Consider the following 11,983-nt stretch of genomic DNA (forward strand, 5'->3'; position numbering starts at 1 on the left):
CAGAAAAGAGGCTTGAATTTACTATCTCAGCCTCTTTTATTTTTTATTTATGAAATCACTTTTCCAGTCATATCTTTATAATCTTTGCTCATGATTTCCCAAGATTTTTCAATACTTTCATCTAATCCAAATAACCCGCTTCGTCCCACAATATAAACATCTGGCCCTGCAGCATCAATACGCTTAAATGATTTTCTATTTGAAGAACCATCCATTTCAATTAGATACTGATAACCTTTTTCTTCACGTAATTTTCTTAAATCAACAATTTTATCTAACGTACTTTCAATAAAACGTTGTCCAGCAAATCCTGGGTCAATCGTCATGATAGTGATTTTATCAACTAATTCAATATACGGGAAAATAGCTTCAATCGGTGTTTCTGGATTTAAAACAACTCCTGCTTTTAAACCAGCATCATGAATTTGATCAATTAGACGAAAAGCTAAACCATCTAATAATTCAGCATGCATACAAATCCATTCGCACTTCATATCAATTAATTGTTGCACCCAAAAGCTTTGATCTTTAACCATTAGATGAGCCGACATTGGTAAATCACTAATTTTACGAACTTCTTCAATAAACCAAGGAGATAAAGTAATATTGGGAACATAGTGTCCATCCATAATATCAATATGATACGAATCTACATGATTGTTTAAAAAAGTAATTTGTTCTTTAAATTTGTCTAAATCCATTGTCATTAATGACGGTGAAAATTCTACTTTATTCAAAATAATTCTTCCCTTCTACTTCTGTTACTCTTAAAAAATTTGAATATCATCTAAATCAATTTCTTCTTCTTCAAGCTCCATTTGTACATCTGCTGCTTCTGCTGGCACGTCTTTTTTTATTACTGCTAACACAACTGCTGTTACTACTACATTCACCAATATTGCAACAGCACCTGTCCAAGGACGCGACATCGTTGGCAGCATTAAGACACCACCAAATGGAACTGTTGCATCTGCGCCTAAAATCATAGTTGTGGCACCACCTGCTGCACCACCAATGGCTGTAGCAATTAAGCAACGAACAATGTCATTCATTACAATAGGAATAACACCTTCCACAATATTGATAACGCCCATTGGTACGGCTGATTTCAATGTCTCAACTTCTAATGTTGTATAGATATTTTTTCTAAATAACTTCGCAATGAAAAACGCTAGACCAAAACCGATTGGCGTAGCTGTATTCACTAATTGCAAAGCCGTAATCGGACCATTCAACCCTTCTGCTTGCATCGTTAAAACAAACGCAAAAACTGTTTTATTGATAGGACCACCATAATCGACACCACTTAATAAACCAATAACTGCACCAAATACTAGTAATGAAGATGAGCCTAAGCCATTAAGAAATCCTGTTAACATATCTGTAAAGGCAGTAATCGGTGCACCAATAATATAAACCATAATTAATCCGCCAATAATCGAAGCAAAGAATGGAATAATTAAAGTAGGCATTAACCCTTTCGCCCATTTAGGAACTTTGAAATATTTTAAAATAAATCCAACTAGATAACCTGCGATGAAACCACCAATGATCCCACCAATAAATCCTGCACCAATAGCATTGGCTGTTAATCCGACAATGAAACCTGGCGCAATTCCCGGTTTAGCGGCAATTGAATAAGAAATTCCTGTTGCAATAACAACTGGTAACAGCCCTAAACCTGCACCACCCATCGTTGCTAATGCATCCCAAATCGTAAATTCTCCTAGTACCAATTGCCCTTGGCTAGTACCACCGAATCCCATTCCAATAGCAATTAGAAAACCTGCTCCACACACAATTGGAATCAAATAAGAGATTGCTGTTAACAAATGCCCTTTAAGATTTAATGCTTTGATTTTTTCCATTATCCTTCCTCCTATACACTTTGTTCAACAACTTCGACAGCTTTTTCAATTAATTTACTAGGTGATTTGACAGCCACTTCTGTTGGTACTTGAATAATCCGTTTACCATCAAAACGTTCACGTCCTGAAATTTTTACATCCACAGCTAGAATGACGATGTCTGCAGCGGCAATTTGTTCAGGTGTTAGTTCATTCTCAACACCAATCGTTCCTTGTGTTTCTACAGCCATTTCATGTCCCGCTTTTTTCGCTGCATTTTCTAATTTTTCTTGTGCAATATACGTATGGGCAATTCCAACGGTACATGCAGCAACCCCTACTATTTTCATATGATTTCCTCCTCTTTATTTAATTACCAAAAGCTGCTTTTACTTCTGCTGCTGTTTTTGCCTGCAACAGATTTTCGACCACTTCATCATTACCTAATTTTCGTGCAAATAAAGATAACAATTTCAAATGATTTTGAGCCCCATCGTTGTCATTTCCTACAGCAAATAAAATAATTCCTTTAACACCTTTGCCATCCAAAGTTTCCCATGGGATTTCTGTGTCATTAATACCAATCGCAACGCCAATCTTTTTAACAGCCGCGCTTTTACCATGAGGAATCGCAATGTAATTTCCAATACCTGTTTGTCCTTCTGCTTCGCGTGCATAAATATCTTTAATAAAACTAGGAATATCAGTAATATATCCACTCTCTAATAAAAGATTAGCTAATTCCGTTAACGCTTCATCCTTACTTTTAGCCTGCATATGTGTTTTTACGGTTTTTAAATCAATAATTTCTTTTACTTCCATGAAACTCACTCCACCTTTGTTTATTTTTGATTCACAACTTCGACAGCTTTTTCAATTAATTTACTAGGCGATTTGACAGCCACTTCTGTTGGTACTTGAATAATTCGTTTTCCATCAAAACGTTCACGTCCTGAAATTTTTACATCCACAGCTAGAATGACGATGTCTGCAGCGGCAATTTGTTCAGGTGTTAGTTCATTCTCAACACCAATCGTTCCTTGTGTTTCTACAGCCATTTCATGTCCCGCTTTTTTCGCTGCATTTTCTAATTTTTCTTGTGCAATATACGTATGGGCAATTCCAACGGTACATGCAGCAACCCCTACTATTTTCATATGATTTCCTCCTATAATTTTACTTTCCTTTTAAATTCGTTTTCATCGCTTACCAATAAATTATCAAGATATTCCTCATCTGCTAGTGTTCTAGTAAATGAAGCTAATTGTTTCTTTACTTCATTTACTTCATTTTTTTTCAATAGAATAACGATTAATAGTTGGATATCTGTGGTTTTTAGGTCCCAAAATAAAATAGGTTCAGCTAAACGAATGAATACTATTTTACTCGTCTCAACAAATTCACTTTCGATATGTGGCAAAAGGACGTGTTCAGAAATTTGCATACTCCCTACAGCTTCTCGTTCTTTTAATTGTTTCATTATTTCGTATTGCACTGAACTATCGGCAGGACATATTTCCTTTGAAATAAAGTGATACACTTCTTCTTTATTTTGTAACGGACTATTAAAAAAAACTTGACGATATAAATTAGTGTCCATAATATATCTCCTCAATCTTTCCTTGCACTCGCTTTTGATCATCCATCGTAAACATGGCGCTTACCAATAAATAATCAATAGCTATTTCTTCAGAAATGGCAATCGTGCTTAAAATTAATTCAATATCTGCATATTTATCTTTGAAATTTTTAGCATTTCGAGATGCAATAACATCAATAATTTCTAGCTCTGGAAATTTTTTAGCAACCTTGGCGCGCAATAATTCAGAGGTGCCGATACCTGTTGTACACATAATTAATGTTTTTATTGGTTGCTGATTTTGACTTAATTCGATAAATTTTGCAAAATACAATGTAATGAAGCCATTTTCATCATCATTTATGATAGGTAAATCAAACGTTTGACTTACTAGATAAGAAACTTCTTGAACATAAGCGAATATTTGCTCATAAGTTGCCTTAATTTGTCCCAAAAGACTATTTTTTATTCTAATTTTGTGTTCCAATCGATTTAGCATTGGTTTAATATGATTCGCAAGATCGACAAAAATAGTTTCATTTTCAATTTCAATCCCTAATCTACTGCTCATTTCTTCAATATAAAGTTTAGTTACTTGAATAACTTCTATAGAAAATGTGGTTGATCTTGTAAAATTCCCTTGCATCCTAGAAGAAACTAAATACTGATAAATAAAGTAGCTTTCAATATCTGGTAAAATGATATTTAAGTACTTTTCGATATTATTGACGCTACTTTTTGCAACACTATACAAAATTTCATTTTCTTCCATTCTTCTAAGTTCTTCTTGGGAAATCTCATCATTAGCTAGTTGAGAAGAGCCTTTTCTTGCCCGATTTAACAAAATATAGAGATGTGAAAAAATATTGATGTTGTATGGATAGGGAATTGTAATATCCAATTTTTTCTCAATGCCTCGTATTTGATCTAAAACAAACAAAACGTCATATTTGTTAAAATTCAACTCTTGATTATGTTTTAAATCATCTAAATCAATAATATTAAGAATTTCAATGCTATCTTTAATTGCCTTACGAATATTTACTTCTTTTCCTAAAATAGTTAATGTTCTATTTTTTCTTTCTAAAATCAAATCATACTTTTTAAGTTCTTCGCTCATTATTTGTTCATCTCTAAAAATAACGGAATCTCCTACAAAGTATTTTTCGAATAGTTGGCGAATATTAATTGGTGTTGGTGATGAAAGTAACAATTGTTCCATCACATGTTTCCGTCGTTCATTCGGTGAAAAGTTGTCTAGTGTATTTCTGCTTCTTCTTTGGTAATTGATATATTTTTCGTAGTCTAGCCTATACCCCTTTCCTTTTTCAGATACAATTAATGGTCCTTCTTGATAGGTTTCATTAATCTTTTTTATCAAGCGATAAATCGTTTTTTGTGAAAGATCAAGAACTCTTGCAAGACTATCAGCTGTAACATACTCTTGTTTTTTTGAAAGAAACAGCAACAGTTGTTGTTCACGATTATTTTTTGAACTCACAGCCACCCCTCCTTGTTATAATCATCATAACTTATTTTTTAGAAAACGCTTCACCATTTATTGACCGTTGCAACGGTCAAATTTTTGCTGAGGTGTTAAAAATTTACTATACATTATAACTGCAACAAACCTTTTGTTATCTTGAATCATTATTACATTTTTATCAGACACAAAAAAGGTTGCTCCAATCATTTTAATTGATTAGTGACAACCTTTTTTATTAACTAGTTAAATCTTCACCATTCGTAGCAATTACCTTTTTATACCATTCAAAGGATTTTTTCTTGGTACGATTTAAAGTACCTTTTCCTTCGTCATCTCGATCAACGTAAATAAATCCGTAACGTTTACTCATTTGACCGGTGCTTGCAGCGACTAAATCGACACAGCCCCAAGTGGTATATCCTAATAGTTCAACACCATCAATTTCTACAGCATCTTTAAAGGCTTCAATATGTTGACGTAAATAATCAATTCGATATTCATCATCAACATACCCATTTTCATCTGGAATGTCTACCGCTCCTAAGCCGTTTTCTACGATAAATAATGGCTTTTGATAACGATCATACATTTGATTCAAGGCATTTCTTAGTCCTAGAGGATCAATTTGCCAGCCCCATTCAGATGATTTTAAGTTAGGATTTTTAATTGTTGCAAATATATTCCCTGTTGTTTGCTCATAATCTTCTGCATAAGCACTAACAGTACGTGAGGAATAATATGAGAACGAAACAAAATCGACTGGTGCTGCAGCTAAGATGTCTTTGTCCTCTGATTGCATTTCAATCACCATTCCTTCGCGTTCAAATCGTTTCAACGCATAGTTAGGGTATTTCCCGCGTGCTTGCACATCAATAAAGAAATAGCCTTCACGATCACGAGTAATTGCTTCAAAATAATCTTCTGGACGACAGGTATATGGATAATGATTCCCTCCAGCTAGCATACAACCGACTTGATTTTTTGGATCAACTTCATGGGCAATTTTAGTTGCTAACGCACTAGCAACGAGCTGATGATGTGCTGCTTGATACTTTACTTGTTCACGATTCTCATCTTCTTGAAAAATAATCCCTCCACCAACAAATGGCGAGTGTAGCAAAATATTAATTTCATTAATAGTTAACCAATAGTTTACTAATCCTTTATAACGTTTCAAGACTGTTTCTGCATAACGCGTGTAAAAATCAATCATTTTTCGATTACGCCATGAGCCATATGTTTTAATTAAATTTAATGGCACATCAAAATGAGCAATCGTTACTAACGGTTCAATATCATATTTCTTTAACTCTTTAAAAATATCTTCGTAAAATTGTAGCCCTTCCTCATTTGGTTCATCATTATCTCCATCTGGAAAAATCCTTGACCACGATAGTGACATACGATAAACTTTGAAGCCCATTTCTGCAAATAATTTGATATCTTCCATATAACGATGGTACATATCAATGGCTTCTTTGGCCGGATAGAAATAGCCCTCTTTCCATTCCAACATTTCCATATCACCAGCCGCAATTTTTTTACGATCTGGTCCCGTTGGCAGCATGTCAATATTTGCTAATTTTCTGCCATCTTCGAGAGCACCACCTTCCGCTTGATTCGCAGCTGTGGCTCCTCCCCAAAGGAAATCTTTGCTTAATCCAGTCATTTCATTCACTCCAAATTTATATAGTTTGTTGCAACATTTATAGTCAAAAACTTTTTGTGTTCTAAATAGAATGATTGAGAAATAAAGAATACGTCCTATTCTCAATCACTCTATACGTTATACTTGAACTCTTAAGACATCTGTATCTTCTGTTACTTTCCCTTGTTTAATGACTTCAACTGATGCGTATTGATGTGTATTCGTCACAACAACGGGAACTTGTGTGACAAATCCTTTTTCTTCTAATTTATCTAATTCAAAATCAACTAATAATTGGCCTTTTTTCACTTTATCGCCTGTCTGAACATAAGCTTCAAAGTGTTCACCATTTAATTGCACGGTATCTAAACCAACATGAATTAAGACTTCAACACCTGCATTTGAAACTAAACCAATCGCATGTTTTGAAGGGAATATTGTTACTACTTCACCATCAAAAGGGGCAACTACGCGTCCATTACTTGGTTGAATTGCAAATCCTTTACCTAACGCTTCAGACGAGAAAGCTTCATCTTTCACAGCGCTTAAAGGCAAAATCTCTCCATTAAGTGGACTACCTACAAATGTATCTTCCAAAACAACTTCTTTTTCTTCAACAACCAGCACTTTTTCTTCTAGATTTGCACCTTTTTTCTCAAAGCGTGTACTTAAAATGAATGTTGCCGTAGCTGAAACAATCATAGTAATCACAATTGCAATTAAAATATTGTAGAGATTACGAATATCTTCTCCCAAATATAATGGAATTGCAGGGATTCCTGAGTGACCTACACCATAACGAGCAACATGATTGAGTCCAGCATATAAACCACCCGCAGCTGAACCAATCATTCCTCCAATCAATGGATATTTTTTAGGTAAGTTCACACCATAAATAACTGGTTCTGTGATTCCCATTAGTGCTGTAAAACCCGTTGATAAAGCTAGTTGTCTATCTTTCCCTTTATTCATTCGGAAACCAGCAACTAATGCAGCAGTTCCTTGAGAAATATTACTTACCATTGCACCTGGTCCAATATTGGTTTCATAGCCAACCGATGCAAATTGAATGGGTGAAATCGTTGCAATCGTTGGATGAATGCCAAACATCACAAAAATCGGCCAAAATGTTGCTAAAATAAATGGTAAGACCCATGGACCATATTGACTGATAAAATTAAAGAAGGTTAAGAAAATTTGTCCAATAAATGAACCCACTGGACCAAGTACAGTTAAACCTAAGAAACCTGTCACTAATATTGTGACCATGGGAACGATGATTAATTTAATTGAATTTGGAGTAATCTTGTTCATAAATCGTTCAATATAAGATTGACACAAAACAATTAATACAATTGGAAACATCGATGTTCCGTAACTAACTAAGGTCATGGGTGCACCAAAAATATGAACTGGTTCGCCTGCTGTCACTAAAGCAATTAATGTTGGATGCAACAATACGCCAGCTAAGCCCATCGCGATGGCTGGATTAGCTTTTAATCTTCTAGCAGTGGTACTGGCTAGTAGGAATGGTAAGAAATAAAACATGGCATCAGCCATCATATTGATAATGACATACGTTTGCGAATCAGCTGCTACTAATTTCGTCACGCTTAAAATAGCCAATACAGCTTTGATCATTCCTGAACCAGCAATTACTGGTAAAATAGGTTGAAAAATAGATGTAATAAATTCAACAAATAGATTTAAAGGATTGGGCTTCTTTCCAGTTTCTCCACCTGCAGACTCTGTAGGAATACCAACAATTTTTTCTACTTCTTCATACACTTCTGCAACATGCATCCCAATAACGACTTGAAATTGTCCTCCTTTTTCGACAATATCTAATACGCCATCTGTATTTTTCAGCGCTTGACGCTTTGCTTTAGTGTCCTCTCTTAATGTAAAACGCAATCTGGTTTGGCAATGAACAGCATTGCTAACATTGTCTTTTCCACCGACTAATTCGACAATTTCTTTTGCCAAATTTTCATATTTTTTACTCATGTGCTTTTTCCTCTCTATAAGTTCATTCAACTAACAACTACTTGTTCTAAAAAAATCAGTAAAACATTGATATCAACAAACAGAAAATACCAAAAAAATAAAGCGCATTCAATTTATTTTAAAGTAAAAAAGTAAAGACGAAACACTATTTCATCAAAACACTGAAATTTGGCAAAAAAAATAAAACAATGTGAAATAATCATTGTTTTATTCTTGAATATTTTTTAAATGAGTAAATCGTTTTTTTGATTCAATCTTAATGGTTGTAGCAATTTTATTTTTTAAGTTCTCTTCATAATTTTGATTAAAATAGCAAGAAAACAATGTATTCAGAATATAATTAATCGATTCTTCTGTAGAAAAATTAGCAATTTTACTATATAGCTTTTCTCTTGAGGAAATCGTAAATGTCACATTAGCATTCTTTCTTAACGTATTTTCTCCTCCACTCGTTAGTCCAATCAGAGAAACATTATTTTCTTTCAAATCTTTAATATGTGATAATGGATCAATTGTGTCATTCGTTCCTGAATAAGAGATAATAATAGCGCAATCTTTTTCTGTTAATGATTGAGTAGCAATCGATGCTTCTAACGGATTGGTAACAATAATGTGTTTGCCAATTGTCAGCATCTTCCTTCTAAAAATATCTGCTAAATAAATATACGGACTAATACAAAAAAACATGATTGTATCCGCTTGAAGAAGAATTTGTGTTGCTTTAAAAAGTGTACTCTTATCTAATTGATTAAAGGTGTCTTCTAATGCTTCGGTTTGTAAGGTTTTAATATTACGCGCAATTTGCATATAGTCGTCTTCTTTGTTAAATGGAATATTCGGATTGATTTCACCAGTATATTTTTGTTCATAAATAACTTCTTCTCTAAAAGCTAAAACAAATTCTCTCCAACCCGAATAACCTAATTTCTTGGCAAAGCGAACCAGACTAGCTTTAGACGTATACGTTTCTTGCGCAATTTTTTCCATAGGTATCTCACTGATTTTTTCCGCACTTTCCAAGATAAATTCACCAATTATTTTTCGACTATCATTATAATTAAAAATAGTTTCTTCAATTTGTTGAAATAAATACATTATGTTCCCCTTTAATTAATCGTAAATTTCTTTTTATTATCACCCTTTGTTCATAAAAAGCTATCCATAAAAATACGTTGCTGTTGCTCCACCGTCAATTAAAAAGTCAGCTCCTGTAATAAATACACCTTTGTCACTCATTAACAATTCCGCTACATTCGCTACTTCATCAGCTGTCCCAGGTCTACGTGCAGGGCTATTGGCAAACATTTCTTTGTAAAAGTCTCCTCTTTCACCGTTCAGTTCATCCATTGCCAAAGGAGTTATAATAATTCCTGGTGAGATTGAATTAATTCGTGCGCCTTTTGCTCCCCATTTGATTGCTTCAGCCATCACCCGTTTGACATTGCAACGTTTCGCTAACTGATAAGCATGCAGTGAATCACGAATCATCGTTGGTTGTAGAAACTCTAATTGTAAGAGTTCTTCAGTAGGTGTGACTGCTAATTGGTGATTTTTTACTTCACCTAATTCTGGCAGTCGATGACCGGATTGACTTGAGATGGTCACACCAACACCATTTTTTTTGATGACTTTACCTATTTCTTCTAATAAAATAGCTGTTCCATATAAATCAACAGTCAAAATAGTTTCAATCGACGCTTGACTAGGCGAAACGCCTGCAGCATTAATCAATGTAGAAATTTCGCCGTAGCTTTGCGCTTTTTTTATTAATTCTTGAATAGATTTTCTTGACGAAATATCGGTTTCCCAAGCTTCAACGTCAAACCCTGCTTCATACATTGTCTTGACAATTACATTAGCATTAGATAGATGTTTATCTGCCACTAGAATTTTCTTTCCATAACCAATTCTTCTAGCAATCGCCATCCCAATTTGACCAGCTCCTGTTAAAATCACTACCTCACACATCAATCATCCACACCTTTTTTATTTTACTATAATCGTTAGAGTGGACTTGAAGTCAAGCATTTTGATTAATTTTTTTGTTTCATTGAATTCACGAATAGACTTGTTTATGATAGAGATATACGAAAGGTCGTCGCTTGAAAATGAAAAGAGGGAAATTATGCAAACGATTATTGTGACTGGTGGCAATCGTGGATTGGGCTACGAAATTGCTCAAGCTTTATCTACACGTAACACACATCTGATTATTACTTGTCGAGATGTCACTCAAGGGAAACAGGTAGCCAAAAAACTTTCAGGTAGCTACGAGGTGCTTGCTCTAGATTTATGCTCAGAACAATCGATTGATTTATTTGTAGAAACAGTCAAACAGGACCATCAACAAATTGACGTCTTGATGAATAATGCTGGAATATTTGATAATGTTGGGCATCAAATTCCTTTTCTCAAACAATCTTTTAGCAATGTGTGGGTAACTAATACACTAGGACCCTACCTGCTAACAAAAAAATTAGCGCCTTTATTAGAAAAAGCCAATCATCCTAAATGTGTCTTTACCAGTAGTGTCGTTGGACATCATAAGCGATTAAACATACAAACTCTCACAGGAGAACTCTCCTCAGAAGCTTATGGACAGAGTAAATATGCAGATTTATTACTTACTGAATTATTTGCCAGAGAATATGCAAATTGGCAAGTACTTGCAACTCATCCGGGATATACAAATACAGATATCTTTAATGGACGAATAGCTGGCTGGCAAAAGCAAGTCATCCGGCGTGTCACTGATATACTTGCCCAATCACCCGCACAAGGTGCACAATCTGCTATTTTAGCTAGCACCCAAGATTTTCCATCAGGCACTTACATTGGACCTAAATATATGATGGAATTATATGGGCCGCCACAGATTCGTCAGATAAAAAAATATTATCATCCAGCAGATTTGGCTCTATTTACTGATTTTCTGCATACTATTTCGCCAACAGCATAATTTATTGCAAAAAACAGATAGTCTATAAAAAACATCTGTTTTTTATTAATCAGTTATTTCATGTAGACTTTCTGAAGCAAGTTGTAGTTGTTCTACAGCTGCTTTTTTATTGCTTGTTTCAGAGATACGTTGTGCTAATTGTATTTTATCTGCTTCTATTTTTGCTGTTTCTGTAATTTCTTCAAGAAATTCAACTGTTTCCAATGCAGCTTGAGCAGTTATTAAATCATCTAAAGCCTTCATTTCAAGCCTTGTTCATTTTCTATTACAGTTTCCACAGCTACTAATATCTCTTCAAATTTCCTCGGTTGTTTCAGTATAAACAGCTTCTGGAACAGTAACTTTTGCTGTAATGATTTTTGTAGTGATGATTCACTGTATTATTTGGACACTCTACGCCTCATAAAAAAGAAAAGGATAAGATAAATTATATCCTCTACATTCCATACAATTTTTT

The 11,983-nt window shown here is 34.3% G+C and carries 13 protein-coding genes; 1 reads left to right on the forward strand and 12 read right to left on the reverse strand.

Annotated features, from left to right (window positions below; genetic code table 11):
• Nucleotides 1–47: 47 nt before the first annotated feature.
• From alsE to AC4BC7_RS04350, 11 genes are all read right to left on the reverse strand, one after another.
• Complete coding sequence (gene alsE, locus AC4BC7_RS04300) at nt 48–737, reverse strand: D-allulose 6-phosphate 3-epimerase (RefSeq protein ID WP_207940663.1); 690 nt, start codon at nt 735–737, stop codon at nt 48–50.
• A gap of 30 nt (nt 738–767) precedes the next feature.
• Complete coding sequence (locus AC4BC7_RS04305) at nt 768–1,868, reverse strand: PTS fructose transporter subunit IIC (protein ID WP_490503943.1); 1,101 nt, start codon at nt 1,866–1,868, stop codon at nt 768–770.
• An 11-nt stretch (nt 1,869–1,879) separates the two neighbouring features.
• Nucleotides 1,880–2,197 carry a PTS fructose transporter subunit IIB gene (locus tag AC4BC7_RS04310; protein ID WP_207940665.1) on the reverse strand — a complete coding sequence of 106 codons (318 nt, stop codon included), beginning with the start codon at nt 2,195–2,197 and terminating at the stop codon, nt 1,880–1,882.
• 19 nt (nt 2,198–2,216) lie between these two features.
• The gene (locus AC4BC7_RS04315; protein ID WP_207940666.1) at nt 2,217–2,669 is read right to left on the reverse strand and encodes a PTS sugar transporter subunit IIA; all 453 of its coding nucleotides are present in this window, start codon (nt 2,667–2,669) and stop codon (nt 2,217–2,219) included.
• A gap of 20 nt (nt 2,670–2,689) precedes the next feature.
• The gene (locus AC4BC7_RS04320; RefSeq protein ID WP_207940667.1) at nt 2,690–3,004 is read right to left on the reverse strand and encodes a PTS fructose transporter subunit IIB; all 315 of its coding nucleotides are present in this window, start codon (nt 3,002–3,004) and stop codon (nt 2,690–2,692) included.
• Between the two features lie 11 nt (nt 3,005–3,015).
• Nucleotides 3,016–3,447 carry a PTS sugar transporter subunit IIA gene (locus AC4BC7_RS04325; RefSeq protein WP_207940668.1) on the reverse strand — a complete coding sequence of 144 codons (432 nt, stop codon included), beginning with the start codon at nt 3,445–3,447 and terminating at the stop codon, nt 3,016–3,018.
• The gene (locus AC4BC7_RS04330; protein ID WP_207940669.1) at nt 3,437–4,927 is read right to left on the reverse strand and encodes a PRD domain-containing protein; all 1,491 of its coding nucleotides are present in this window, start codon (nt 4,925–4,927) and stop codon (nt 3,437–3,439) included. Before AC4BC7_RS04330 ends, AC4BC7_RS04325 begins: the two co-directional genes overlap by 11 nt.
• 220 nt (nt 4,928–5,147) lie before the next feature.
• Nucleotides 5,148–6,581 carry a 6-phospho-beta-glucosidase gene (locus tag AC4BC7_RS04335; protein ID WP_490503944.1) on the reverse strand — a complete coding sequence of 478 codons (1,434 nt, stop codon included), beginning with the start codon at nt 6,579–6,581 and terminating at the stop codon, nt 5,148–5,150.
• A 117-nt stretch (nt 6,582–6,698) separates the two neighbouring features.
• Nucleotides 6,699–8,567: a beta-glucoside-specific PTS transporter subunit IIABC gene (locus tag AC4BC7_RS04340; protein ID WP_490503945.1), complete on the reverse strand. Its 1,869-nt coding sequence runs from the start codon at nt 8,565–8,567 to the stop codon at nt 6,699–6,701.
• A 207-nt stretch (nt 8,568–8,774) separates the two neighbouring features.
• Complete coding sequence (locus AC4BC7_RS04345; protein ID WP_490503947.1) at nt 8,775–9,662, reverse strand: MurR/RpiR family transcriptional regulator; 888 nt, start codon at nt 9,660–9,662, stop codon at nt 8,775–8,777.
• Nucleotides 9,663–9,722: 60 nt separating this feature from the next.
• Nucleotides 9,723–10,535 (reverse strand): SDR family oxidoreductase, encoded by an 813-nt coding sequence (locus AC4BC7_RS04350; RefSeq protein ID WP_490503948.1) that lies wholly within the window; start codon nt 10,533–10,535, stop codon nt 9,723–9,725.
• A 157-nt stretch (nt 10,536–10,692) separates the two neighbouring features.
• On the opposite strand from AC4BC7_RS04350, the gene AC4BC7_RS04355 reads away from it, so the two are divergent.
• Nucleotides 10,693–11,526 (forward strand): SDR family NAD(P)-dependent oxidoreductase, encoded by an 834-nt coding sequence (locus AC4BC7_RS04355; RefSeq protein ID WP_490503949.1) that lies wholly within the window; start codon nt 10,693–10,695, stop codon nt 11,524–11,526.
• A gap of 45 nt (nt 11,527–11,571) precedes the next feature.
• On the opposite strand, the gene AC4BC7_RS04360 is transcribed toward AC4BC7_RS04355, so the two are convergent.
• Nucleotides 11,572–11,769 (reverse strand): hypothetical protein, encoded by a 198-nt coding sequence (locus AC4BC7_RS04360; RefSeq protein ID WP_490503950.1) that lies wholly within the window; start codon nt 11,767–11,769, stop codon nt 11,572–11,574.
• Nucleotides 11,770–11,983 lie beyond the last annotated feature (214 nt).

The sequence above is a fragment of the Enterococcus sp. AMC1623 genome (assembly GCF_058216495.1).

Coding starts and splice junctions, on each gene's coding strand:
- AC4BC7_RS04305 (WP_490503943.1), bottom strand. CDS start 1,868: ATGGAAAAAATCAAAGCATTAAATCTTAAAGGGCATTTGTTAACAGCA.
- AC4BC7_RS04310 (WP_207940665.1), bottom strand. CDS start 2,197: ATGAAAATAGTAGGGGTTGCTGCATGTACCGTTGGAATTGCCCATACG.
- AC4BC7_RS04315 (WP_207940666.1), bottom strand. CDS start 2,669: ATGGAAGTAAAAGAAATTATTGATTTAAAAACCGTAAAAACACATATG.
- AC4BC7_RS04320 (WP_207940667.1), bottom strand. CDS start 3,004: ATGAAAATAGTAGGGGTTGCTGCATGTACCGTTGGAATTGCCCATACG.
- AC4BC7_RS04325 (WP_207940668.1), bottom strand. CDS start 3,447: ATGGACACTAATTTATATCGTCAAGTTTTTTTTAATAGTCCGTTACAA.
- AC4BC7_RS04335 (WP_490503944.1), bottom strand. CDS start 6,581: ATGACTGGATTAAGCAAAGATTTCCTTTGGGGAGGAGCCACAGCTGCG.
- AC4BC7_RS04340 (WP_490503945.1), bottom strand. CDS start 8,567: ATGAGTAAAAAATATGAAAATTTGGCAAAAGAAATTGTCGAATTAGTC.
- AC4BC7_RS04345 (WP_490503947.1), bottom strand. CDS start 9,662: ATGTATTTATTTCAACAAATTGAAGAAACTATTTTTAATTATAATGAT.
- AC4BC7_RS04350 (WP_490503948.1), bottom strand. CDS start 10,535: ATGTGTGAGGTAGTGATTTTAACAGGAGCTGGTCAAATTGGGATGGCG.
- AC4BC7_RS04355 (WP_490503949.1), top strand. CDS start 10,693: ATGCAAACGATTATTGTGACTGGTGGCAATCGTGGATTGGGCTACGAA.
- AC4BC7_RS04360 (WP_490503950.1), bottom strand. CDS start 11,769: ATGAAGGCTTTAGATGATTTAATAACTGCTCAAGCTGCATTGGAAACA.